Genomic DNA, 24,335 nt, shown 5'->3' on the forward strand with positions numbered 1-24,335 from the left:
GCATTTACTTGTGTCTAATGATACACCTATTAACTGCTCATCAACCATACTCACTCTGCCAGGTAGTATGGGCTTCCGGGAAGCATTTTTTTGCCTCGCCTCATATCATCAACCTGCACGAAAGCGCGCTAGTAAACATGAAAATTAGTTGGTAAGGTTTGGGGAATTGCCAGCTAAACCAATCATACTGCGCATTCTAAACGTCCTAACCCATGAAAACGCTATTTTCCCTAATCAGCGGCCTGTCATTGGCCGCGCTGGCGCTCACTGCTCAGGCGCAGGGAATGCCCAAGGTTACCGCCAAAACGGTGAATACCAAGGACAAGGCTGCCACCGAGCGTCAAACCGCTGACCATCGGGCGGCCACCTACAAAGGCCCCAAAGTGATGAAGAACACGGAAGCCCTGGGCAACGAAATGCTGCGCGACAGCAAGCCCGCGCCCAGGCCGGTGGCCCCCGCCAAGCAATAGCAGGCTAGCCTTTTAAAGGCTCATTCTCTTTGATAAAGAGCCCTAGCCAGCAACGAAAGTCGTTGCTGGCTAGGGCTTCATTTACCAGCTGGCTTGGGTTAGCGGCCAAACTCGAGCACGCGAAAGGTACCGGGCACGATGCTGGGGCGCGGGCGCGGGTTTTCGGCAGTGGCGGCCGGCGTGGGGCCGTAGTCGGCGGTGCAGGTGAAGAGGTGGTGGCTCTTGGGGTCAAGGGCGATGGTGCGGGCGCCCTTGGCCGTGGGCACGTTGGCTACCACCGTGTAGTTGGTGGGCGAGTCCTGGTGGATGACGGTGAACGTGCCCGAGCCGTTGGAGGTCACGATGTTCTGGGTCGAGGGGTCGAATACGGCCCCGTCCACGCCGGCCCCGATGGGCAGCACGGCGATTTGCTGGCCCGTCTTGCTGTCGGTCACGACCAGCTTCTCGTTGTGGCAGGCGCTGAAGAGGCGGTTATTTTTGGGGTCGTAGCCCAGGCCGGTAGGCTCCTCGCCGGGGGCCAGCTTGTGGCGCAGGTGCACGGCCAGGGTTTTGGCGTCAAACTCAATCACCTCACTCTTATCCTCGACATTGGCAAAAATGTGTCCTTTGCCGTCGGTGGCCGGGGCTTCGATATCGCCGCCCAGCTCGGCCGTGCCCTCCACCGCGCCGGTGGTGGCGTTGAGCACCGTGCTCTTGCCCCCGTCATTGCTGAAGAGAAACACGCGGTTGGAAAAGGCATCGTAGAGCAGCGCGTCGGGCTTGGGGCCGGTGGGGATGGGCGCGCCGATGGCTTTGAGCGTCTTCAGGTCAAACATCACGCAGGTGTTGTTGCGCCCGCAGGTGATGTAGCCCCGGTTGGCGCCGGGCACCACGTCGATGCCGTGTACGCCGGGCGTATTGGGGATGGTGCCGATAACCTTACGGGTTTTCAAGTCTACTACCTCGACCTGCGTGCCGTGCGAGAGGTAGAGGCGCTCGCCGGCCGGGTCCACGGTGAGGTAGTCCCAGCCGCCCTCCCCGCCCACCGCAATGGTGTGCAGCAGGCGATAAGGGGCCGTTTGGGCGTGGGCAGGGCTAGCCAGCCCCAGCGAGGTGAGCGCGGCCAAGGCCGCAAAATGCAGAATTTTCATGTGGCGAAAGCAGTAAAAGGCGATAAGTACTTAGGCGCGCGGTAGGTCGGGCTCTTTGGCCGCCACCGGCTCGGCGGGCTGCGGGCGCAGCGTGGTGTAGAGGATGAGGCCCACCAGCAACCCGAGCAAAATGAGCGACGAACCCTTGGTGCCAAAGCCCAGGCCGTGCTTCTCGGGCGACTTGGTGAGCAAGTCGCCGAACGTGGCGCCGAAGGGGCGCGTGAGCACGAAGGCTGTCCAGAATAAAAGCACATTTGAGATGCGGGTGAAGAAGTGTGCCAGCACCACTACCGCCAGCAGGCTGCCGATGAGCAGCGCCCCGCCGCCAAAGCCCAGGCCCGAGTCGTCGGCCAGAAAATCACCCAGGGCGGTGCCCAGCGTATTCGAAAACAGAATGGCCGTCCAGTAAAAGAGTTCGCCCCGGCGGGTCGTTATCTCGCTCACGGAGAGCGATTTTTCGGTGAGGCGCCACAGGCCCAGCACTACTATCAGGATGGTAACCAGGATGGCCGTGCCGGTGGCGTAGCCCAGGCCCAGGGTGCGGTCCATGTAGTCGGACATGGTGGTGCCGGCCGTGCTGGTGGCCAGAATCACGGCCCAGTACAGCGCCGGGATGTAGCGCTTAGCCGCCAGCTGCCCGGCCAGCGTGACCAGAAAAAACCCGATGAACAGCAGCGAGCTCACGGCGTAGCCCACGTTCAGGGTTTGGGCCAGCAGGTCGCCGCCGGTTTCGCCCAGCGTGGTGGCGCAAATCTTCATCACCCAGAACAGCAGGGTAACTTCGGGTATCTTTTTCATAAGCAAGATGATAGCGACCGCTGGGGCTAGCCAGGAAGCAGGTTGCCGGCAAACCTAGCGGCCGATTCTGGCGGAAACTTGGCAGCCAGCTAGTCGGCTCGCTGGGTTAGCCTAGCCCAGCGCTAGCTTGTCAGATTAGCACCAGATTCGGCCGCTAGGTTTGGATAAGCATTTTATTTTTTTATCTATGAAAAGCCTGTTGTCCGTATTCGGCGAGGCCCTGCTGGCTAGCGTTGCCTACGCCCAAAAAATAGCTCCTACCCAAGTGCCGGCCGCGGCTCAGGCCACGTTCGGCGCCAAGTTTCCGGCCGTGAAAACGGTAACGTGGGAAAAAGAAGGCGCCAACTTTGAAGCCGGTTTTAGGTTGAACGGCAAAACGATGTCGGCCGTTATCACGCCCACCGGGGTAATTCAGGAAATTGAAACGGCTATGCCGGCTACCCAGCTGCCGGCCGCCGTGCGCGCCACCTTAGCCCGCGATTATCAAGCCTGCACAGGGGCCGAGGCCGCCAGCATTACCAAAGCTAACGGTACCACCGTATACGAGGCCGCAGTAGCGAAAGGCAGCACAAAGCAAGACGTACTTTTCACCGCCGATGGCCGGCTAGTAGCCTATTAGCGCCAGCCGTTAGGCATGGCGCCGCATTGCCCCAAAAAGCTAGCCACCGCGCCAGCAAGACTACAAGAGCCAGGAAATAGTATGAGTAATAGAAGCTTATCGGTGACAGTCCGGGCGCTGCTGCTAGCCGGCTGGGTGGGGCTAGGGCTGCCGGTGCGGGCGCAGGCGCCGGCCGCCTCCCCCACCCGCGACCTGTCGTTCTACCTGACCCAGGCCCGGCAAAACAGCCCGCTGAGTGCCGACGTGCGCAACCAGGGCCGCGCCGTGCAGCTCGAAACCGAGCGCCTACGCGCCTTTTACACCAAGGCCAACGGCACGCTGGTGGGCAACTACACCGCCGTGCCGGTGCTGACCCGCGACAACGGCCGCACCCGCCTCAGCTACGCGGCCGACGCTACTACCAACAACTACGTGGGCTACGACGTGGCCCTGAGCAACGGCGCGCTCTACCAGGGCTACGCCCAGCTTACGCAGCCGCTCTTCAACCAGAAGCGCTTCGAGGCCTACGCCCAGCAGGCGCAGGGGCTGGCCCGGAGCCAGCAAAATCTGTCGCAGCTCTCGCTGCACGACCTAGAGAAGCTGGTGGGCGACCAGTACATCTTGTGCCGGCAGGATTTAGACCAGCTCAGCTACGTGCGCGAGCTGCTGGGAATTCTGGACAAGCAGCGCTTACTCGTGCGCAAGCTGGTGGAGGCGAGCCTGCTGAAGCAGTCGGACTACGCCCTGCTCAGCATTGAGGTCGAAACCCAGCAGTTGTTTCTCAACACCTACCGCACGGCATACCACCGCGATTTACTCGACCTGAATGTGCTCTGCGGGCTGGGCGATACGGCCGAGGTGGCGCTAGCCCCGCCCGATTTGCCCCTGCGCCGCACCGGCCCCGCGCCGGGCTTGTCGGGCTTCACTACCCGCTATCGGCTCGATAGCCTCACGCTGGCCGCCAACCAGCGCGTGTTTGAGCTGCGCTACAAGCCGCTGGTCAACGCTTTCGCCAACGGCGGGCTGGAGGCCGTGACCCTGGCCGATATTCCGCAGCGCTTTGGGGTGAGCGCGGGCTTGCAGTTTAGCGTGTATCTGTTTGACGGGCACCAGCGCCAGACCAGCCGCGACCGCGCTAGGGTGCTGCTCGAAACCACCCGCGCCTACCAGCAGAACTTCGCCACCATCAACCCCGTGCGCCAGCAGCGGCTGCTCTACGAAGTACGCCAGCTTGATGAGCGCCAGCGCCTGGCCCGCGAGCAGATTGCCAGCTACCGCCAGGTACTCGACTCGTACAAGCGCGAGGTGATTGCCGGCCAGCTGTCGGTGGTAAACTACGTACAGGTGCTCAAAAACTACGCCGCCGCCGCCCGCGACCTGGTACTGCTGGAGAATAACCGCCTGCTGTTGATTAATGCTTACAACTACTGGACGTGGTAGTTGGAGGACGGTGCCTCACCTCCCGGCCCCCTCTCCAAACAGGAGCGGGGGAGCCGAACGATGGTTAAAAAACCTCTATTGAAAATCAAGATGTCGCCCACGCCGCCGTGGCTCCCCCGCTCCTGTTCGGAGAGGGGGCCGGGGGTGAGGCACCCCGCCTGAACGACTTATTATCATGCGCTTATCCATCTATCTGGCCCTTTTGCTAGCCCTCACTGCCTGCCACGGCCCCGCCCCAGCCGAAGACGCTGCCGGCCCGCCACCCCGCGCCCAGGTGCAGGCCGTCACGGTGAGCACGCAGAATCTGACGCAGTACCGCACCTTCCCGGCCACCTCGACCTACCCGCGCAAAAGCACCGTCACGGCCCCGGTGGCGGCCTACGTCACGGCCGTGCGCGTGAAGCTCGGCGACCAGGTGCGGGCCGGGCAGGTGCTTTTCTCGCTCGAAACCAAGGAGCGCCGCGCCCTCGGCAACGATGCGCAACGCATCGACCCTAGCCTGAAAGGCTTCGGCCTGGTGTCGGTGACGGCACCGGCCAGCGGCATTGTGAGCGTGCTCAATATTCAGCAAGCGGGTGATTACTTGCTCGAAGGCGCGCCGCTGTGCACCGTGGCCGAGAGCAGTCAGCTCGTTTTCCAGCTCAACCTGCCCTACGAGTACCACGCGCTGGCGCAGGGCAACCCGAGCTGCACCATTGTGCTGCCCGATAGCACCCGTCTGACGGGTACGGTGCAGGCACCCCTGGCCAGCGTGAGCCCTGGGCAGTCGGAAGTGTACTTGGTGCGGCCGAACAACCCGCCGCGCGTGATTCCAGAGAATCTTATTGTGCAGGTGCGCCTCACCCAAACCAAGCAGCCCAACGCCCAGACGCTGCCCGCTAGCTGCGTGCTGGCCGATGAAACGCTGCATCATTTCTGGGTGATGAAGCTGGTGAACGACTCGACGGCCATCAAGGTACCCGTGACGCTGGGGGTGCAAAACCCGCAGGAAATCGAAATTAAGAGTCCGACGTTCCAGCCGAGCGACCGCATCCTGCGCACGGGCAACTACGGCCTGGCCGACACCGCTAAAGTGAAATTGGTACGATGAGTGCGCCCACGACTATCGAGCGGCCGGGCACGCCCGCGCCCCCTAGCCCGCCCCAGCCGGCTAGCCCGCCTACCCCCGCCGAGCCCGCCGAAAGCTCCTATTTCCACACGCTGCGCAAGCCCATCGTGCTCATTGGGCTGCTGCTGCTGGCGGCGGGGCTGTTTGCCTACTCGCGGATGCAAACGGCTTTGTTTCCGGAGGTTACCTTCCCCAAAATCACGCTCATCGCCGACGCCGGGCAGCAGCCCATCGACCGGATGATGATAACCGTGACCAAGCCGCTGGAGGCCGCCGTGAAGCGGGTGAAGGGTGTTACCATCGTGAAAAGCAGCACCAGCCGGGGCTCGTGCGTGATTCAGGTATTCCTGACCTGGAACGTGGACGTGTACAGCACCAAGGCCCAGCTTGAAAGCCGCGTCAACGAGATAAAAGGCCTGCTGCCGGCCGGCACCACCATCGCCACCGAGGCCATGAACCAGTCGCTGTTCCCGGTGCTGGGCTACTCACTCGAAAGCAACTCGCGCTCGCCCATCGCCCTGCGCGACGCGGCCAATCTGCTGGCTAGGCCCCTGTTTTCGCAGGTATCGGGCGCTTCCAACGTGGTGGTGCGCGGGGGCAAGTCCAAGGAGTTTGTGGTGATACCCGACCCGGCCAAGCTGGCGGGGCAGCGCCTCACCACGAGCCAGTTGCAGGCCGCGTTTGCGAATACCAACTTCGTGCAGTCGGCCGGCAACCTGGCTAGCTTCCGGCGCCTCTACCTCACCCTCACCGACACCCGGCTAGGGTCGCTCAACGACCTGAAGCAGGTGGTGGTGCGCGCCGACTCGGGCCGCGTGGTACGGGTGCAGGACGTGGCCACGGTGGACATTCAGGAGCAGCAGGAGTTCGTGCTCATCAATGCCAACGGCCACGACGCGGTGCTCATCGACCTGGTGAAGCAGCAGGGCGTGGACCTGGCCACCTTCTCGCGCGACGCCCACGCCAAGGCCGCCGAGCTGCGCCGCCTCCTACCCCCGGGCATGACGCTGAAGCCCTACTACGACCAGTCGGTGTTCGTGACGGATAGCATTGACAGCGTGCTGCATAGCATCGTGGAAGGGCTGGCGCTGGCCATCCTGGTGATGATAGTCTTTCTGCGCTCGTGGCGGGCCAGCCTGGCGGTGCTGCTTACCATTCCGGTCACGGTCTGCTTCACGCTGCTGGTGCTCTACCTGTTTGGTATTACCCTGGATATCATGTCGCTAGGGGCCATCGCGGCCTCGGTGGGCTTGATTATCGACGACGCTATCGTCATCATCGAGCAGATATACCGCACCCACGAGGAGCACCCCGACCGCAGCAATGTGCAGGTGGTACGGGCGGCCATCGCGGGGCTGTTTCCGGCGATGGTGGCCTCGTCGCTAAGCACCATCGTCATCCACTTTCCCTTCCGGCTGATGAGCGGGCTAGCGGGTAGTTTTTTCAAGGAATTATCTGACACGATGCAGATTACGATGGTCTGCTCGTTTCTAGTGACGTGGCTGCTGCTGCCGGTGCTGCACCTGTTTATCGGCTACCGGGCGGGCAAAAACGCCCACGCCCACAATGCCGCCCAAGAGCAGGCTGACAAGCTGGGCTGGCTCACGGGGCTGTTTGCTAGGCCGCTACTGGCGGCGGCGCTGGTGCTGGGCCTGGGGGTAGGCGCCTGGCTGGCCGCCGGCCGGCTCGAAACGGGCTTTTTGCCCGACCTCGACGAAGGCACCATCGTGCTCGATTACCACGCGCCGCCCGGCACCGCCCAGGCCGAAGTAGACCGGATGCTGCGCCAGATTGAGCGCAACATCATCACCAAAAACCCGGAGGTGCAGAGCTACTCGCGGCGCACCGGCATCGGGCTAGCCTTCGACACGCGCCCGCCCGAGTACGGCGACTACCTCATCCAGCTCAAGCGCGACCACAAGCTGAGTACACCCGAAGTTATCAACCAATTGCGCCAGCAAATCGAGGCCACCCAGCCGGCACTCACCGTGGACTTTGGCCAGCGCATCGCCGACCTGCTGGGCGACCTCATGAGCAGCGCCAAGCCCATCGAAATCAAGATTTTTGGCGACGACCAGGCCACCCTCGAAAAGCTCTCGGAGCAGACCGGCAAGGTGCTGGCGAAGGTGCCCGGCGTGGCCGACATCAACGACGGGCTGGTGCCCTCCGGCCCGAGCATCGTGTTCCGGCCCGACGTGGCCAAGCTGGCCCGCTACGGCCTCACGCCGCTCGATTTTCAGGCCCAGCTCAGCAACCTGGTGGGCGGGCAGGTGCTGGCAGCCAGCGGCACGGCGCAGGCCAGTATTTCGCCGGCGCAGGCGGGCTCGCTAGGGGGTATTCAGGTGGGGCAGGTGCAGGATGGCGAGCAGTTGCGCCAGGTGCTGCTGCGCAACGTGGACTTCAGCCGCAACTCGCTGGCGCAGTTGCAGAAACAGGTTATTTTCCTGCCCAATGGCAGCCCTAGGCCGCTCCCGTTCTTCGCCGCTATCGATGTGGAGCCCGGCAATGTGGAGCTGCGCCGCGAGGACCTGAAATCGGTGGCCGTGCTCACGGCCCGCCTCGACGGGCGTGACCTGGGCTCGGCCGTGCAGGCCATTCGCCAGCAAGTAAGCCGACAGGTAACCTTACCCCCCGGCTACACCATCGTGTACGGGGGAGCCTACGCCGAGCAGCAGGCCTCGTTCCGCGAGCTGGAGTTGATATTGCTCACGGCCAGCCTGTTGGTGTTCGCGGTGCTGCTGTTTTTGTTCCGCGAGTGGCTGATTTCGCTGCTCGTGCTTTTTATCTCCGTGATGGGCATCACGGGCTGCGTGCTCGGGCTGTTTCTGGCCGGTATCCCGCTGAACGTGAGCTCCTACACGGGCATTATCATGATAGTGGGCATCATTGCCGAGAATGCCATTTTCACGGTGCACCAGTTCTACGAGTCCTTGCGCGAGACGGGCGACGTGGACACGGCTATTCGCTACGCCATTGCCCTGCGCATCCGGCCCAAGCTGATGACGGCCATCGGGGCCATTCTGGCGCTTTCGCCGCTCGCCCTCGGCATCGGCCTGGGCGCGCAGATGCAGCAGCCGCTGGCCGTGGCCGTCATTGGCGGCTTCGTGGTGGCGCTGCCCATGCTGCTGTTCGTGCTGCCCACCGGCATGCGGCTGATTTACCACCACATCCGCCCGCCCGAGGCGGTGACGGAGCACGCGCCGGTGGCGTAGAGCCGGGCTCTTTGGAAGCCAGCCTTCGAAGAATGGGTGAGAGTCCTTACCCAAAGGCATCCGTCATGCTGAGCTTGTCGAAGCATCTCTACCGAACGACACATGAACGACGCGGTAGAGATGCTTCGACAGGCTCAGCATGACGGATTAGTTGATTTATTGAAATTCAAAAACAAGGCTGAGGACTAGCTTATATAGCCTCCTCTACTTCCTCGCGCACCGTGTGCCCTAGCTGGCGCAGCTCGTTGAAATAGCGCAGGAGTACCATATCCAGGGTCCAGACCCAGCCAATGGTGGCTAGCCAGCCGGCCAGCACGTCGGAGGGGTAGTGGGCTGCCAGGTAGAGGCGCGACCAGGCCACGCCCAGCGCAAAAAGTAGCCCTAGCCCCCACACCAGCCAGCGCCCACGCGTGGGCCAAAATAAAATACCCAGCGCGAGGGCCAGCGCCAGCGAGGCCATCGTGTGCCCGCTTGGAAAGCTGGGGTCGGTGAGCAGCGTGGGCGTTTCGAAGCATATCTGGTGGTAAAAATTGGGCCGCAGACGCTCGAAGCGGTACTTGGCCAGCAGGTTGATGGCCATTGTGCCGCCTTCGGCACCCACCACGAAAGCCAGGGCCCGGTAGCGCCGCCGGTAGGCTAGCCAGCCCAGCACCAGCACCAGCAGCACGTAGCCGCCCAGCCACACCGGGCCGCCTAGCGCGCTCAGGTTGTCGGCCAGCGCACAAAGCTTGGGCGTGGGGTGCTGGTGCAGGTAGTCGAGAATGGGCCTATCGAAGGGAAAGCCGTGGTCGGGCTTGCGCTGGTCTTCGCGCAGCTCGTGGGCTACTTCGCCAAACAGCCCCCAAGCCCCTCCCACCACTACCAGCAGGAGCAGCAATAAGCGGTGGCGGCGAACCTGCTGGAAGACGCTAATAGCCTGGTTAGCAATACTCATTGAAAGAAATTAATTGGTAGCACACCAGTTGTGGCCCTACGCAAACTCGACCCGCAGCGTGTGGCGCGCCGGGCCAGCCGCATACGCATAGCGCACCCGAAAGCCGTAGTACGCGCAAATGTGCTGCACGATGCTTAGCCCCAGCCCCGGCGAGTCGGAGGCGGCGTTGTGCTTGCGGAAGCGCTCGAAAAACCGGCTCGGGTCGCCGGCCACGGCCGGGCCGGTATTGCTGACCTCGAAAGCGGACTGCGTGAGTGACACCACGATTTCGCCGCCCGGCAGGTTGTGCTTGATGGCGTTTTGCAGCAGGTTTTGGAGCAGCGAGTCGGCTAGCCCCAGGTGCAGGCGGCGGGCGGGCAGGTTGGGGGCCACGTGCAGGGTCAGGCGCAGGTTGCGGGCGTCGAGCAGCGGGGCCAGCATAGCCAGGCGGTCATGCAGCACCTGGTCGAGGTGCACGGGCACCGCCTGGGCGAGGGCAAACTGCTGGTTTTCGAGCTTGCTGAGCAAAGTGAGGGCCTGGTGCAGGCGCGAGAGGCGCTGGGCCGCCCGGCGGGCATCGCTCAGCAGCAGCATCGTGGCCTCGTCGTCCAGCAGGGCCGGGGCTTGCAGCGCCTGCTCCAGCTTGGCCTGCATGATGGCCAGGGGCGTTTGGGTTTCGTGGGCGGCGTTTTCGGTAAACTGGCGCAGGCTTTCGTAGTCGGCCACCAGCCGCTCGCTCAGTTGATTCAGGGCCTGATTAAGCTCGGCAAACTCGTTGATGGCGGGCGCGGGTAGCCCCAGCGGCTGGTGGCGGTGCAGGTCGTAGGCACGCAGCCGGCCCAGCGTGTGCTGAAACGGTGCCCACAGCCGCCGGGCTAGCCAGCGGTTCAGGCCCACCACACCTATCAGCAGCAGGCCCAGGGCGCCGAGCATTACTACCAGCACCACGCGCAGCAGGTCTTGGCTCTCTACTAATGACTTACGCACCGTAATCCACTCGGCGGTGCGCCCGCTGGCCGGCACCCGAAACGTGAGCTGCCGAAATGGCACCAGCTCGCGCTCGGCCGGGTCGAGCAGCAGCGTATCGCCGAAGCCCGTGGGCCGGGGCCGCGCGCTGCGGTCAAGCTGGTAGGCAAAGAGCCGGGCCGGCAGCGGCTGGCCCTGCGCCACGAGCTGCTGCACGTAGGTTTGCTCGCCCCGCAGCTGCTCTTCGGCCTCGTGGCGCAGGGCCCATTGCAGGCCCACGTACAGCAGGCCGCTGGCCAAGGCAAAGAGCCCGGCAGCGAGCAGCAGGTAGTAGCGGGTGGTGGCGGCCAGGAGCTTCATGGGCCGCTACTCCAGGTTGAGCTTGTAGCCCACGCCGTAGAGCGTGCGGATGTAGTTGTCCACGCCGCGCTCCTGCAACTTCTTGCGCAGGTTTTTGAGGTAGGTGTAAATAAAGTCGAGCGAGTCGGCCGCATCGACCTGGTCGCCGCAGAGGTGCTCGGCAATGGCTTCCTTGGTGAGCACGCGGCCGGGGTTGGCCAGCAGATACAGCAGCAGGTCGTATTCCTTGCGCGTGAGGGCTAGCGGCTCGCCGTGCACCAGCACCTCGGCCTGCTCGGGCCGCACCACTAGGTCGCGAAACGTAATCTGAGTTTGCCCCTGAAACTGCCGCCGGCGAATAATGGCCAGCACCCGGGCGTTCAATTCGGAGAGGTGAAAGGGCTTCACCAGGTAGTCGTCGGCGCCCAGGTTGAGGCCCTTCACGCGGTCCTCCACGCCATCGCGGGCCGTGAGGATGAGCACGCCGGCCGACGAGTTTTCGGTTTTGAGCAGGCGTATCAGGTCCAGCCCGTCGCCGTCGGGTAGGGTCAGGTCTACCAGCACGCAGTCGTAGCTGTAAAGGGTCAGCTTTTCGTGCGCCTGGGCAAAGGTAGCCGCCGTTTCGACCACGTAGCCGTGCTGGCGCAGGGTTTCCAGCACCGTTTGGCGCAGCTCGGCTTCGTCTTCAACTAAGAGCAGCTTCATACCTGAAAAGTGAGTTCAGGCACAAAATAACCTGCCAATCCTAGGAAAATTCTGGCAGCTCACCTTTGAAAAATTCCGGCCAGCCGTCTCCTTCTCAAAAAAAGCCTTCAGCGTGTCCTGGGGCCTGGCAAGGCACTGAATTCTGGCCCGGCCACGCAAAGGCCAATGCGCTTACTGGTTAAAATAATGTCCCTGCTCCAGGTCGGCCAGCAGGCCGGGGTGCGTGGGCCGCCACCCCAGCCACTGCTGCGTGAGCGCGCTGGCAGCCGCCAGGTCGAGGGCGGCAAAGCGGGCCATCCAGCCAAAATGGTCGGCGGCCTGCTCGGGCGTTTTCGACACCACTGGCACGTGCAGGTGCCGGCCTATCACGGCCGCGATGTCGCGGAATGCGATGCCCTCGTCGGCCGCGCCGTGGTAGCGCGCGCCGGCCGGGGCCTGCTCCAAGGCTAGCCGAAACAGGCGGGCGGCATCGAGCCGGTGCACCGCCGGCCAGCGGTTCTGGCCTTCGCCGATGTAAGCCGCCTCGCCCTTCTGCCGGGCCAGCCCGATGAGGTAGGGCACAAAGCCGTGGTCGCCCACGTCGTGCACCGAGGCCGCCAGCCGTATCACGGAGGCACGCACGCCCTGCGGCACCAGCGCCAGCGCCGCCGGCTCGGAAATGCGGGCACCGCCGGTGGGCACGTCTTCTTCGGTGGCCAGGCGGCCCTCGGCTAGCCCGGCCAGGCCTGAGGTCACCACCAGCGGCCGGTCGGAGCCGGCCAGCACGCGGCCCATTGCCTCAATGGCGCGCTGGTCGGCAACGGCGGCGGCCTGGTACTGCGAGAAGTCGTGGATAAACGCCAGGTGGATGACGCCATCGGCGGCGGCCGCGCCGCGCCCGAGGCTATCGAGGTCGTCGAGCGAGCCGCGGTGCACGGTGGCCCCGGCCGCCGCGAGCGCCCGCGCCGACGCGTCGGAACGGGCCAGGCCCAGCACCTGGTGGCCAGCTTGTTGCAGCTCCTGCACGACGGCGGCACCCACGAAACCCGAGGCGCCAGTTACAAAAACTTTCATAAAATAGTCTATTTAGCCAAGGGGTGAAACTCCGGCGCAAAGGTCTGGTGGCCGCGTCCCGGCAGCACTGCGCCGGGCAAGCCATTTACTGTAAAAATCAAACAGTCATCATTTGATTTAGGATGATGTCCGGTCAATTGCTAAGCTGGCTTCTCAAAATAACCGGCTGCTAAACCCAGTCCTGCCTTACTACGCCCCGAATCTGCGCTAACCCGAGCCAGCACCCAGTTCTGAGGCCAGGCTGAGGAGGACCGATGGGAAATGTGCAGAATGCCGGAACGCCCCCGGCTGAATTGGTGTTTAGTTGGGCCTGAAAAGTTCCGAAAAATTATTTATTTATTTTCTGCAGTATCTAAAACCGCCGCAACCAACCGGGCCGTAAGTCGGGCCCGTTCTACCTAGTTGCTGCTAATGAAACTGCTTGAGCCAGACGCAGAAAACCAACTCGTCCAGCGTTTGTATGCGCGTGATGAGTCGGCGATGGCCTTCTTTTATAAGAACTACAAGCAGGCCTTGTACCATACTATTTGGCGCATTGTGCGCCAGAATGAGCTGGCGCAGGACATTCTGCAAGAAACCATGCTCAAGTTCTGGCTGACGTTTCCCAGCTACGACACCAGCAAGGGCCGGCTCTTTACCTGGGCGCTCGCCATCGGCCGCAACCTGGCCATCGACCGGCTGCGGGCAGTGCGGCGCATCTCGCAGCGCACCCATTCGCTCACCGAGGAAGATGCGCTGCACCTGGCCGCGCCCACTGGCTTCCGGCCCGAGCACGTGGGCGTGCGCGACTGGCTGGCCCTGCTCAACCCCGGCGACCGGCAGCTACTCGAACTACTTTACCTGCAAGGCTATACCCAGGCCGAGGCCGCCGACGAGCTCAAGCTGCCGCTGGGCACCATCAAGTCGCGGGGCCGGCGCATCATCCGGGCACTGGCCCGGCATATCAATTAACACATTCTTCCTTCTTCCGCCGAAAACGAGCTGCTACCACCTACAAGGAGCCTGCGCCGGAGTGCGCAGGCTCCTTGTGGCGTAATGGGGGCTGGCCGGCGGGAGTCGGCAGTGATTTCCGACTCGAATAACTCACCCTTATCAGACCATGGCGGCCAGCAAGAAAACCCACTGTCAAATGAATCACGAATGACCTTGTTTTCAGAATCTTATCGATTACATAAGTGTTAACTCACCATCTAGCGCGTCGGATAGCTCGTTAAGGGTGCGCACCTTGTTCTCCGCACCCGGCGGGCTAGCCGTACCTTTGTACTCATTCTAAATACTAACGCTTACCCTCCTGAATGTCCGCTGTAATTTCCACTGATATCTGCATCATCGGGGCTGGCCCGGTGGGGCTGTTCGCTGTTTTTGAAGCTGGTTTGTTGAAGCTGCGCTGCCACGTGGTCGACGCCCTGCCCCAGCCGGGCGGGCAGCTGTCCGAGATTTATCCCAAGAAGCCGATTTACGACATCCCCGGCTACCCCGAGATTCTGGCCGGCGACCTCATCGACAATCTGATGAAGCAAATTGAGCCTTTCCACCCCACGTTCACGCTGGGCGAGCGCGTCGAACGCTTTGCGAAATTGGATGATGGCTCGTTTCAGCTCTACACCACCGATGGCACCGAGATTCAGTGCAAAGCCGTGGCCATCGCGGGCGGGCTAGGGTCGTTTGAGCCGCGCAAGCCGGCCGTGGAAAACCTGGAGCGCTTTGAGGGCGGCAAAGGCGTGCACTACATGGTGCGCGACCCCGAGCACTTCCGTGACAAGAAAATCGTGATTGCGGGCGGCGGCGACTCAGCCCTCGACTGGACTAACTTCCTGGCCAACGTGGCCTCGGAGGTGACGCTGGTGCACCGGGGTACCACCTTCCGCGGCGCCGCCGACTCGGCCGAAAAGGTGAAAGCCTTGCACGACGCGGGCCGCATCAAGCTGGTGCTCAGCTCCAACGTGACGCACCTGCACGGCAATGGCCACCTGGAGCAAGTAACTATTACCAACAACAACGGCACCACCGAGACGGTGCCGCTCGATGCGTTCGTGCCGCTGTTCGGCCTCACGCCCAAGCTCGGCCCCATCGGCGACTGGAACCTTGACCTCACCGACGATGCCATCGTGGTGAACACCGAGGACTACAGCACCTCGCTGCCCGGCGTGTACGCCATCGGCGACATTAACACGTATCCGGGCAAGCTGAAGCTTATTTTGTGCGGCTTCCACGAGGCCGCGCTCATGTGCCAGGGCGCGTTCAAGTACATTTACCCCGACAAAAAATACACCCTCAAGTACACCACCGTCAACGGGGTACCGACCCTTTAAGGGAGTTACGAGCTATGAGTTAAAAGCCCAGCTAGTTTACCGTGCTTTTGATTCATAATTCTTACTTCTTAACTCACAACTCTTTATGAGTGATATTAGAATTTACGTAGAGGAAGCGCCCGGCCAGCGGCGCGAACTGGAAGCGCCAACCGACATGGGCCTGAGCTTGATGGAGCTGCTCAAGGCTAGCGACTATCCCATCCAGGCCACCTGCGGCGGCATGGCGCTGTGCGCCACCTGCCATGTAGAAATTTTGGCCGGCCCGCCCCTGCCCGAGCCCAGCGACGACGAGTGGGCCATGCTCGATACGCTGCCCGTGCTGCACGAAACCAGTCGCCTCAGCTGCCAGATTCGCCTCGCCCCCAACCTTGATGGCCTAGTGGTGCGCGTGCTCGGCAGCGGCGAATAGCACGGCAGCCCCACCCCCTGCGGGAGAGGGGCCGGGGGTGGGGCTGCCGTGCTAAAACGAGCTTTGTAATAACCTGGTAAAAACAGCAGCCCGGCCAATTGGCCGGGCTGCTGTTTTTGTAAAATAATCTATTGTAGCCTAGCGGCGGTGCTTGTGCTTGGTGCTGGCCTCCTTGTGCTTGCTTTTGGTTTTGGCCTTTTTCTCGGCCGTGTGGTGCTTGGCCTTGTGGGTCGTTTCCTTATGGCTCTTGTGCGAGGCCGATTTTTTGCTGCTGTGGTGGCGGCTGGCTTTTTCGCTGCTGTGGTGCTTGCTCTTGCTGCTGTGCTTGGCTTCGCGGGCGGCCTTGGCACGGCTGGCTTTGGTCGATTTGCTGCGGTGGCTAGCCTTGCTGCTGTGGCTCGATTTGCTGTTGTGGCGGGCGGCGCGGCGGGCTTCGGCCCGGCGCTCGGCGCGGGCTTCGGCGGCGCGCTCCTCGGCCCGCTCAATGGCCCGCAGGCGAGCCCGGCGGGCGGCGCGGCGGCTAGCGGCGCTTATTTCGTGGGCGGCGGCTACCTCCTCGGGGCGAGGGTCGGCGGCAGCCTCACTATAATGGGCAGTGGCGTCGATTTCGGGGGCAGCGGTAGCGAGCTGCTCGGCCGAAGCCGTGGGCTTGGATAATTCGGCGGCCTTCTTGCGGCGCACCGGCATCAGAAAGTCGCGCTCGGCCCGCTCGCGGGTGCTCAGGCTTTCTTCGCCGGGCAGCTTGGTAACGACTTGGGCTTTCTCGGCCTGGGCCCACGCCGCTGAAGTGCTCAGCGATAAGGCCAGTAATACAATTAGCTTCCTCATCAATAACTTACTGAATAAAATAGAAAAACAAAAATAGGCGCCACGGACTACCCGCGCAAGCCCCGGCGCGGCGGCCGGAGCCGTCGGCAAGCTGCTCGGTGGGGGCTGGCGGCCGGGCCAGCCCAGCCGCAATCGTTGCCGCACTTTCTGCCTGAATTTTGATTTGACGGTGCGCTGCTAGCCTTTTACTGCGGCGCAATGGCCAGCCGCTGCCCCGCCGAAGTAGCCCCAAACTCGGGCGCGTACAGGCACTGCACCTGGCTCAGGCCGCCCGAAAAATTTCCGGTCTGGCTAGCCCGCAGCCGGTACTCGAACACGTGCGTGCCGCGCGGCACCTCGCTCAAAAAGAAGTTGGCCGCCGCATCGCGCGGGCTCTCGTAGTACCCTAGCCCGGCCTGGTAGCGGTAGCCGCTGAGCTGATTTATCGGCTCCAGGCCGGCGGCGCGCTGGTCTTTGAGGTGCACGTATTCGAGGGCGCGGTCGGTGCGCAGCACCAGGCGCACCACCAGGGCATCGCCCACGCGCAGGGGCGTGGCGGCGGTTATGCGCTCCAGTTGCGGGCCGGCGCCGGTGCGGGTTTCGCGGTAAAGCTGGCGCTCGACGCTGAGCGGCGAGGCGGCGGGCGTCACCTTATCGAGGTCTTCGAAATACTGCCAGTAGAGTGCCCCCCAGGCCGGGCCGGCGTCAGCTTTGGTGACCGTTACCTTGCCCTGGGCGGGCTGGATGTCGGCGGCGGGCCAGGTCTGCTTGTAGTAGCCGGTGCCCGCCTGCGTGGTCTCGGGCTTGATGGCTTGGCCGCCCACCGTCACTTGCAAGGGCTGGGCGGGGGCTAGCCAGCTCGGGCCGCGCAGCAGCAGAGCGTAGCAGGCATCGGCGGTGGCGCGGGTGCTCTCCCAGCTGTGGGTTTGCTTGTGAGCCAGCAGCCAGAGTTTCAACTCATCGACTGACTTCTGGTCGTTCTTGATTTCGTCAAAGGCTTCGATAAGCGTGGCCTGGGTTTCGACGGGGGCCTCGCACCAGTAGTAGCCGGGCTGCACGTCTTTCCAATACATGCCCAGCTCAGAGCTGTGCAGGGCGTTTTCGGCGAGCGCCCGCATGACGGCCTGGGCAGCCGGGGCCTGGGCGTTTTCGCGAAACAGGGCTAGCGCGAGTTGCGCTTGCAGGTAGCGGGTTTGGCCGGTCCAGTGCGTAGCTGCCTGGGTGCGGTAGTAAGCGTAGGCCGTTTTGGCCTCGGCGGCTACGGGCTGGGCTAGCCAGAAGCTGCGGGCGTAGAGCGCCTGGATTTCGAGGTCGTCGAGGTGGTTGTCGGCCAGCTTCACGGCCTTTTGGCGGCGCAGCTCGGCATAGTCGCGGGCCAGGGCGCCGTCGAGGTAGTGCAGGGCGTGTTGCAGGATGTTGCGCGCCGTATTATCTTGGCTGGCATCGAAGGCGCCGAGCTTTTGGAGCTTGCCGAAGCCGGCCACGATGAGCTGGGTGATGTAGCGGTCGGCGGGCATGTTCTCAAACCACGGAAACGAGCCGTCGGGCAGCTGCATGGCTTGCAGCTTGGCCAGGGTGCGGGCGGTTTCGGCTTTGAGGCGCGCCTCGTCGAAGAGGGTACTGAGGCGGGCTAGCCGCTCGGCTTCGCCCTGGGCATCGCGCACCCAGGGGGTTTCTTGCAGCAGGATATTTTTCAGCTCCTGGTTTTGGGCGAGCTTGCCGGCCAGGGCGTTTTGCTGCGCCGCCGTGCCGCTCTGGGCCTGGCGCTGCCACTCGGCCAGCACGGTGCGGAAGCGCGGGTTGCTCTTGAGAATCTGAGCGGCCAGCAGGTTGGCGTAGAGGCGGGCGAAGGTCTGCTCCGAGCACTCGTAGGGGTATTCGAGCAGGTAGGGCAGGCTCTGCACGGCGTACCAGGCGGGGTTGGCCGTCAGTTCCAGCGTCAGCGAGTAGTTGCGCCGGGTGGGGCTAGCGGTGTTCGTGAGCTTCTTCAATTCAAACTCGCGGGTGGCCGGCCCGACTAGGGGCAGCGGCAGACTCTCGGTGATGAGGATGCGATTGGGCAGGACGGGCAGCGTGTTTTCCTCGCCGTCGGAGAACCTCACCCCCGACCCCTCTCCTTGGGAGAGGGGAGCCTGACGAATCTTCTTTTTGCTCTTTTTATCTGCTAACTGCTCACTGTTCACTGTTGACTGACTTTCAGCCACCACGCGGTAGGTCACGGCCACGGGGGCGAAGTCGGCCGGAATGGCTAGCTCCCACCCTAGCGCGGCGCTCTGGTGGGCGGCGGCGCTCACCGGCAGCTGGGCCGGGCCTTTGATGAGCTGACTGGTAATATCCTGGCCGGTGGCGGCGTCGAGCAAAAAGAGCTGGGCCGTGCCGCTGGTGGCGTGGTCGGTGAGGTTGGAGAACTTGGCGGGGAAGGTGAACGCGTCGCCGGGCCGCAGGAAGCGCGGGGCGTTGGGCGTAAGCTGAATTTCCTTCTGGGTCACGAGCTGGCGGGCCAGCTGGCCGGTGTGCAGGCTGCGGTCGTGGGCGAGGGCCAGCAGCTGCCAGCGCGTCACGGCCTCGGGCATCTGAAATTCGAGCACTACGTCGCCGGTTGCGTCGGCGCGCAGGGCGGGCTGCCAGAAGGCCGTTTCGCGGAAGTCGCGGCGGGCGGCGATGATGGAGAGGTCGGGGGCTGGCTTTGGCTGCGCGTTGCTATCGTCGGCATGAACATATCCGTTGCCCCTTATGACCAACCCAGAAACCTTGCCCTGCAAAGCCATCATTGGGGAAGCAGCCCTAGCTCGTGGGCTAGGCGCCGTGCCAGGAACTCCGTCCTCATCTCTCTTTACTACCGGCGCAGTAAATTTTACTGTCACCATTTTCGGTGGTGCCAAATGACTTTCCCAAGCATTCAAACTCGGGTACTGAATCGCCGTTGTTTCATCGGTTTCCTCATTCTCAAATAGATTTTCTGAATTCAGCTCCCCAAACTCTCCCTGCCAGCCAAACCGCGCCGGGAAATAATTACCGCCAAACTCCAGCCGCTCGAAGCTGTGCGGCCGGAACACGTCCAAACTCTGGTCATAGAGGGTGGCGAGCAGCTCGGCATCGGCGGGCTGGCCGTTGGCCTGGCGGATGGTGAGGCGCCAGGTTTCGCGCTGGCCGGGGGCTAGCCGGTCGCGGAAGGTGGCGAGGGCCAGGCGCAGCGGCTGGGGCTGCTCGGTTACCTGCACGGTGGCGTCATGGCGGTAGAGGCGGCCGTCGCGCACCTGCGTGGTGTGGAGGTAAAGCGGGCCGCGCGCCTCGGCCGGACCGCTGGCCACGGCCAGGCGGCGCTGCTCGCCGGCTTTCAAAGTCAGCCACTCGCGGCGCAGCAGCTGGCCGCCGCGCTCTACTTCGAGCAGGATGCGGGCGTCGGCCTCGCTGCTGCCCAGCAGCAGGCTGGCGGGCTGGCCGGGCGCCACGGTATCGGCGAGGGCCACAAACCAGTCGGGCGTGACGAAGGGAACGGTGGCGGCCTGGGAGTCGAAGAGCGTGAAGTCGAGACTGGCGCGGGCTGAGTCGGGGCCGGCGGCCTGGGCTTCGAGGCGGTAGCGGCCGGTGGGCAGGTTAGCCAGGGCGGCCTTCAGGTCGAGCACGGGGCTGGCGTGGGTGTCGAAGGGCTGGGTCTTGACCAGCTCGGCGGGCAGCTCGTGGTCGGTGGTTTCGGGGGCGGGGCCGGGCACGCCGGGCGGGTTGGGGCGGTAGCGGCGGGCCAGCAGACGTAGGGTACCGGTGGCAGGCAGCGGCTCGCCGGTGGCGTTGGTGCCGAGCAGCGTGAAGGCGGGCAGCTGGGCCTTATCGGCCTGGGCGGGGCCGATGAGGCGCAGGCTGAGCGGGTTGCGGCCCATTACCACGTTGCGGGTGCCGGTGCGGGTTTCGCCGGCCGCGTCGGTCACGTCGGCGGTTACTTCGAAGAGGTAGCCTGGCTCCCAGCCACCGCGGCCCGGCTGGCGGGGTACCAGCGGCGGCGTGAAAGTAATGGCGAAGCGGCCCTCGGCATCGGTGGTGGCGGTGCCGTGGGCAATTTCCTGGCTTCTGCCCCCGCCCGGGTACATAGCCCGGCTTCTATAAAGAGCAACATTGAAAAGTGGCAACAGTTCGCGGCGCGTGACGTGATACTTCACGCTGGCCCCGTCGGTGGCCTGGCCGGCGTAGGCGCGAGCGCGGCCATTTATTGTCAGCGGCTGGCCGAACTGCGGCCGGCCGGCCACCGAGTCTAGAGTCACCAAAAAGGTCGGCCGCTTGTAATCCTCCACCGCGAAAGCCAGGCTGCCGTGGTCGGTTTGCAGCTGCATTTCACCATTTAGCAGGCTGGTGGGCAGCATCAGCGAGCCGTTGAAACTGCCGAAGTCGGAGGTAGTGAACGGCAGCGCTTGCACGGTCTGGCCGTTCACGTCCACGAGGCGCAGGCTCACGGGCTGGCCCGTTAGCAGGCTAGCCTTGCCGCCGAGGCTTTGGGTCAGAATGCCTTTGAAATAGACTGTTTGGCCCGGCCGGTAAATGGCGCGGTCGGTGAAGAGAAACGTGCGGCGCTGCGGCTGCTCGATGCCATCGGTGCGGCCGGGGAAGTAGTAGGCGTTGAGCGGCGTGAATAACGTATCGCGGCCTAGCCACGAGCGCACGCCGCTCAGCTGCTCGCGGCCCAGGGCGGCGCTGGCTTTGTTGGGGCCGGGGATTTCGACCTCGCCGGTGGCGCTGGTGGGCCGCACGTCGCCCAGGCGGCGGTCGTCGCGCTGGGTAGCGCGGTTGTAGACGTTGAAGGTAGCCTGGTTTTTCACGCCCGCCAGCGGGGCGCCGGTGGCCCGGTCGAGCAGCAGCAGCGCCGTGGCACCCGTAGCCGCATTGGTGCGATGCACCAGGCTGAGCTGGCTAGCCCCCAGCACGGCCCAGGCCGTGACGGCGCCGGCCGGCGCGGCCTTTGCGGTTGGGTCAGTCGAAAGCTGGGCCTTATTACTGAGCAAAATGAGGTAGTAGCCGGCTGGCAGCGTAGCTCCGGCGGCGGCCAGCTTCTGCTCCTTATAATCAACAGGGCTAGCGGGCAACGGTACGGCCCAGGTGGCGGCCGGCGCGGCCCGTAGGGCGCGAGCAAAGCGCTTGGCTAGCGGGCGGTTTTGGGGGTCGTAGCCGGTGCCCCGCTGCCACTCGTTGGCCGTGATGCGGTAGGCCCAGGCGTGCAGCTCGGTCACATTGCGCGCCGTGAGGTCGAGGCGCCAGGGCTGGCCGGGCACCACCACATCGGCCGCTGAGAAGGCTAGCTCGGGCTGCTCGATACTGGCGCGCAGCTGCCGCGCCCGCGCCGCGCCGCGTGAGGCCGGGAAGCGGGTTTCGGCCGCCCGCGTAAGCGTCACGGCGGCTACGTTGTCATTGGCCGCGTGCCGGGCTTCGGCTTGCCGGGCGATGAACTCGGCGCTGATGGGCAGCGCCTGATACTGCGCAGCCAGGCGGGCTAGCGCGGGCTCGTACTGGCTAGCCACATTGGTGCCCTCGGTGAGGCTGTGCAGATAGTCGAGGCGCTGCAAGTCCACGTCGGCCAGGGCGGCGGGGTTGCCCGCGGCTAGCCTAGCGGCGGTGAGGCGCTGCAACAGCCGCAACGCCAGCAGCTGGCCGTTCAGCGAGTCGGCGGCCGGGGCCGTTAGCTTGAGCGCCGCAAATTCCTGGGCGCTGCCGAAGAGCTTGGGGTCGGTGGGCTGCCACTGCTGCTCGGGCTTGGTGATGTACAGCTCCTGGTTTTGCAGGCCCGCGATGGCGCGCTGGGCTAGCAGGTCGTAGAGCGTGGGGCGCAGGGCGCGGCCTTCGGCGTCGCCGTTGGTGGCCAGGTCGCCGAGGTCGGCCAGGGTGGTTTTAAGCTGGCGCTGGGGCTCATCCTCAACCGACTGCTCGTAGTGCCGCACAATGGCGGCGGCCAGCCGGCCAGCGTCCCAGGTGGCGAGGCTGGTGCCGCCGTCGGCCCGGCCGGGCGTGGCCTGGTCGGTGGTGGGCGCTGCGCCGTTGGTGCGCTCGTAGAGTTGGTAGCGGTGCTCGTTGTAGTACGCACTATACAAGCCCCCTAGCAACGAGTGCAGAATGGGTCGGGCCGGAAACTGGGCCGTCTTCAGGTCCTTTTCCAGCAGGGCGATGGCCTTTTCGTCGGCATCATTTTCCTTGTTCTCGAGCAGCCTGATTTTGTAGAGCAGCGCCCGCACGTAGGCCGGGGTATTGTTTTCCTTTTTGGCCTGCTGGTAGATTTTCTCGACCAGCGGCGCGGCGCTGGCGGTTTGCTCCTTGGCCAGCAGGGCGTCAATCTTCTTCCACTGCGCGGCCAGCGGCGAGGGCGGGGTGGGCGCGGCCGAGTCGGCGAGAAAGGTGGTCATTAGCAGGCAGCAGAAAAGCAGAAGGTAGCGCATAAAGGCGGGCCGCACGGCCGGGGTTATCGCTCCAAAGATGCCAGAACCAAGCCAAGTGCACACGGCCTTCGGGGGCTGGTGGCCAGTGCGCGGCCATTACTGCTTTGCCGACATAAAGATACTTCGTTGTTTTTTGCCTATGTCGCAAACATACGGCATGGTGTGTCGTATGTTTGCGACATAAAAACCTCAGAGCCCGTGTCGCACGCCAAAACCGCCGCCTTCACTACCGAGCAGCAGCAGCTGGCGCGCGTCGCCAAAGCCCTGGCCCACCCGGCGCGCGTGGCCATTGTGCAGCTGCTGGCCAGCAAGCAAACCTGCATTTCGGGCGATATCGCCGCCGAGCTGCCGCTCTCCCGGACCACCGTTTTCCAGCACTTGCAGGAGTTAAAGGCGCTCGACCTCATTCGGGGCGAAATCGAGGGCCTCACCGTCTGCTATTGCCTCAATACTGAACTGCTGCGCCAGGTGCAGCAGCAGTTTGCCACCTTTTTTGCCGCCGCCACCGCTAGCCCTGCCTGCGGGCCGGGCACGGCCTGCGCCGCCTAATCTTTTTACTTTTTCTTGCTCATCATGCTTATCTCCGAAATGAAGCAGGCCCTGACCGGGCTGGCGGCCGTCAACTTTCGCCTGCCCGGTGGCACCTACCTACCCAGCCACTTTCACGTGACGGAGGTGGGCCTGGTAACCAAGCACTTCATCGACTGCGGCGGCGTGGAGCGCCGCGAAACCGTGGCCAATTTCCAGCTCTGGGAGGCCGGCGACTACGACCACCGGCTAGCCCCGCAAAAATTTCTGCACATCCTGCAGCTGTCGGAGCGCATTTTGGGTAGCGAAGAACTACCCATTGAAGTAGAGTACCAGCAGGCCACCATCGGCAAGTTTGGGCTAGCCTTCGACGGCACCGATTTTGTGCTCACGCCCAAGCAAACGGCCTGCCTGGCGCAGGATGCGTGCGGAATTCCCGGTTTCAGCCTGGAGTTGCCGCAGTTGCAAACCGTTGGCTGCACGCCCGGCGGCGGGTGCTGCTAGCCTGAGAACTGGCTTTTACTTCGTATTTCTTGCCTGGTGATGTCACCCTCTGCTCCGCTACTTATTGAGCCGCTGGCCGCCGCGCACTGGCCGGCCGTGCGGGCCATCTACGAAGCCGGCATTGCTACCGGCCAGGCCACTTTCACCACCGAGGCCCCCACCTGGGGCGCCTGGGATGCCGGCCACCTGGCCCACTGCCGCCTGGTAGCCACCGATGCCGCCGGCCAGGTATTGGGCTGGGCGGCGCTCTCGCCGGTGTCGAGCCGCTGCGTGTACGCGGGCGTGGCCGAGGTGAGCATCTACATCGCGGCCGAGGCCCGGGGCCGGGGCGTGGGCCGGCAGCTGCTGGCCGCCCTGGTGGCCGCGTCGGAGCAGCACGGCCTGTGGACGCTGCAGGCGGGTATTTTTCCGGAGAACGCGGCTAGCCTGGCGCTGCACGCTGGCCAAGGCTTCCGCACGGTGGGACGGCGCGCGCGCATCAGCCAGCTGCGCGGCCAGTGGCGCGATACGCTGCTGCTGGAGCGCCGCAGCGCCGTGGTGGGCGTTTGACTATTTGCTGCTACTGTACCTGCCTCGGGCGGGCGGCCTAAAAGCGTGGCTCGGGGCGGCCGTGGGTATTCTCATCAGTTT

19 protein-coding genes are annotated in these 24,335 nt (G+C 64.0%); 11 read left to right on the plus strand and 8 right to left on the minus strand.

Going from position 1 to position 24,335, the window contains the following annotated elements; genetic code table 11:
* Positions 1 to 212: 212 nt before the first annotated feature.
* Positions 213 to 470 carry a hypothetical protein gene (locus GKZ68_RS13430; RefSeq protein ID WP_173115621.1) on the plus strand — a complete coding sequence of 86 codons (258 nt, stop codon included), beginning with the start codon at positions 213 to 215 and terminating at the stop codon, positions 468 to 470.
* A gap of 98 nt (positions 471 to 568) precedes the next feature.
* On the opposite strand, the gene GKZ68_RS13435 is transcribed toward GKZ68_RS13430, so the two are convergent.
* Positions 569 to 1,600 carry a YncE family protein gene (locus GKZ68_RS13435; protein ID WP_173115623.1) on the minus strand — a complete coding sequence of 344 codons (1,032 nt, stop codon included), beginning with the start codon at positions 1,598 to 1,600 and terminating at the stop codon, positions 569 to 571.
* 30 nt (positions 1,601 to 1,630) lie between these two features.
* Complete coding sequence (locus tag GKZ68_RS13440; RefSeq protein ID WP_173115625.1) at positions 1,631 to 2,398, minus strand: hypothetical protein; 768 nt, start codon at positions 2,396 to 2,398, stop codon at positions 1,631 to 1,633.
* A gap of 187 nt (positions 2,399 to 2,585) precedes the next feature.
* Between GKZ68_RS13440 and GKZ68_RS13445 the strand changes: the two genes are divergently transcribed.
* From GKZ68_RS13445 to GKZ68_RS13460, 4 genes are all read left to right on the plus strand, one after another.
* Positions 2,586 to 3,017, plus strand: coding sequence for a hypothetical protein (locus GKZ68_RS13445; RefSeq protein ID WP_173115627.1), 432 nt, complete (start codon positions 2,586 to 2,588; stop codon positions 3,015 to 3,017).
* An 81-nt stretch (positions 3,018 to 3,098) separates the two neighbouring features.
* Positions 3,099 to 4,436: a TolC family protein gene (locus tag GKZ68_RS13450; protein WP_173115629.1), complete on the plus strand. Its 1,338-nt coding sequence runs from the start codon at positions 3,099 to 3,101 to the stop codon at positions 4,434 to 4,436.
* A gap of 175 nt (positions 4,437 to 4,611) precedes the next feature.
* Complete coding sequence (locus GKZ68_RS13455) at positions 4,612 to 5,526, plus strand: efflux RND transporter periplasmic adaptor subunit (protein WP_173115631.1); 915 nt, start codon at positions 4,612 to 4,614, stop codon at positions 5,524 to 5,526.
* The gene (locus GKZ68_RS13460; protein WP_173115633.1) at positions 5,523 to 8,756 is read left to right on the plus strand and encodes an efflux RND transporter permease subunit; all 3,234 of its coding nucleotides are present in this window, start codon (positions 5,523 to 5,525) and stop codon (positions 8,754 to 8,756) included. The genes GKZ68_RS13455 and GKZ68_RS13460 overlap by 4 nt, the downstream gene beginning before the upstream one ends.
* Positions 8,757 to 8,946: 190 nt before the next feature.
* Here GKZ68_RS13460 and GKZ68_RS13465 read toward each other — a convergent pair whose 3' ends face one another.
* From GKZ68_RS13465 to GKZ68_RS13480, 4 genes are all read right to left on the minus strand, one after another.
* The gene (locus GKZ68_RS13465) at positions 8,947 to 9,690 is read right to left on the minus strand and encodes a phosphatase PAP2 family protein (protein ID WP_173115635.1); all 744 of its coding nucleotides are present in this window, start codon (positions 9,688 to 9,690) and stop codon (positions 8,947 to 8,949) included.
* Positions 9,691 to 9,726: 36 nt separating this feature from the next.
* The gene (locus tag GKZ68_RS22425; RefSeq protein WP_173115637.1) at positions 9,727 to 10,995 is read right to left on the minus strand and encodes a HAMP domain-containing sensor histidine kinase; all 1,269 of its coding nucleotides are present in this window, start codon (positions 10,993 to 10,995) and stop codon (positions 9,727 to 9,729) included.
* Positions 10,996 to 11,001: 6 nt separating this feature from the next.
* Positions 11,002 to 11,679, minus strand: a complete 678-nt coding sequence (locus GKZ68_RS13475; protein WP_173115639.1) for a response regulator transcription factor — start codon at positions 11,677 to 11,679, stop codon at positions 11,002 to 11,004.
* A gap of 171 nt (positions 11,680 to 11,850) precedes the next feature.
* Positions 11,851 to 12,732, minus strand: a complete 882-nt coding sequence (locus GKZ68_RS13480) for an SDR family oxidoreductase (protein ID WP_173115641.1) — start codon at positions 12,730 to 12,732, stop codon at positions 11,851 to 11,853.
* A 411-nt stretch (positions 12,733 to 13,143) separates the two neighbouring features.
* Here GKZ68_RS13480 and GKZ68_RS13485 point away from each other — a divergent pair, with 411 nt between their 5' ends.
* From GKZ68_RS13485 to GKZ68_RS13495, 3 genes are all read left to right on the plus strand, one after another.
* Positions 13,144 to 13,683 (plus strand): RNA polymerase sigma factor, encoded by a 540-nt coding sequence (locus GKZ68_RS13485; protein WP_173115643.1) that lies wholly within the window; start codon positions 13,144 to 13,146, stop codon positions 13,681 to 13,683.
* Positions 13,684 to 14,027: 344 nt separating this feature from the next.
* On the plus strand, positions 14,028 to 15,044 hold the full coding sequence (locus GKZ68_RS13490; protein ID WP_173115645.1) for an NAD(P)/FAD-dependent oxidoreductase: 1,017 nt from the start codon (positions 14,028 to 14,030) through the stop codon (positions 15,042 to 15,044).
* Positions 15,045 to 15,129: 85 nt separating this feature from the next.
* Positions 15,130 to 15,453, plus strand: a complete 324-nt coding sequence (locus GKZ68_RS13495) for a 2Fe-2S iron-sulfur cluster-binding protein (protein ID WP_173115647.1) — start codon at positions 15,130 to 15,132, stop codon at positions 15,451 to 15,453.
* Positions 15,454 to 15,591: 138 nt separating this feature from the next.
* Here GKZ68_RS13495 and GKZ68_RS13500 read toward each other — a convergent pair whose 3' ends face one another.
* Positions 15,592 to 16,281 carry a hypothetical protein gene (locus GKZ68_RS13500; RefSeq protein WP_173115649.1) on the minus strand — a complete coding sequence of 230 codons (690 nt, stop codon included), beginning with the start codon at positions 16,279 to 16,281 and terminating at the stop codon, positions 15,592 to 15,594.
* A 185-nt stretch (positions 16,282 to 16,466) separates the two neighbouring features.
* A complete protein-coding gene (locus GKZ68_RS13505) occupies positions 16,467 to 22,640 on the minus strand; it encodes an alpha-2-macroglobulin (RefSeq protein ID WP_173115651.1) in 6,174 nt (2,057 codons plus the stop codon).
* Positions 22,641 to 22,871: 231 nt separating this feature from the next.
* On the opposite strand from GKZ68_RS13505, the gene GKZ68_RS13510 reads away from it, so the two are divergent.
* The 3 genes from GKZ68_RS13510 to GKZ68_RS13520 are packed head-to-tail and all read left to right on the plus strand — an operon-like array spanning position 22,872 to position 24,254.
* Positions 22,872 to 23,222 carry a helix-turn-helix transcriptional regulator gene (locus GKZ68_RS13510; protein WP_173115653.1) on the plus strand — a complete coding sequence of 117 codons (351 nt, stop codon included), beginning with the start codon at positions 22,872 to 22,874 and terminating at the stop codon, positions 23,220 to 23,222.
* Between the two features lie 24 nt (positions 23,223 to 23,246).
* Positions 23,247 to 23,705 carry a DUF6428 family protein gene (locus tag GKZ68_RS13515; RefSeq protein WP_173115655.1) on the plus strand — a complete coding sequence of 153 codons (459 nt, stop codon included), beginning with the start codon at positions 23,247 to 23,249 and terminating at the stop codon, positions 23,703 to 23,705.
* Positions 23,706 to 23,744: 39 nt separating this feature from the next.
* Positions 23,745 to 24,254, plus strand: coding sequence for a GNAT family N-acetyltransferase (locus GKZ68_RS13520; RefSeq protein WP_173115657.1), 510 nt, complete (start codon positions 23,745 to 23,747; stop codon positions 24,252 to 24,254).
* Positions 24,255 to 24,335: the final 81 nt, after the last annotated feature.

The organism is Hymenobacter sp. BRD128 (genome assembly GCF_013256625.1).
Lineage (GTDB): Bacteria > Bacteroidota > Bacteroidia > Cytophagales > Hymenobacteraceae > Hymenobacter.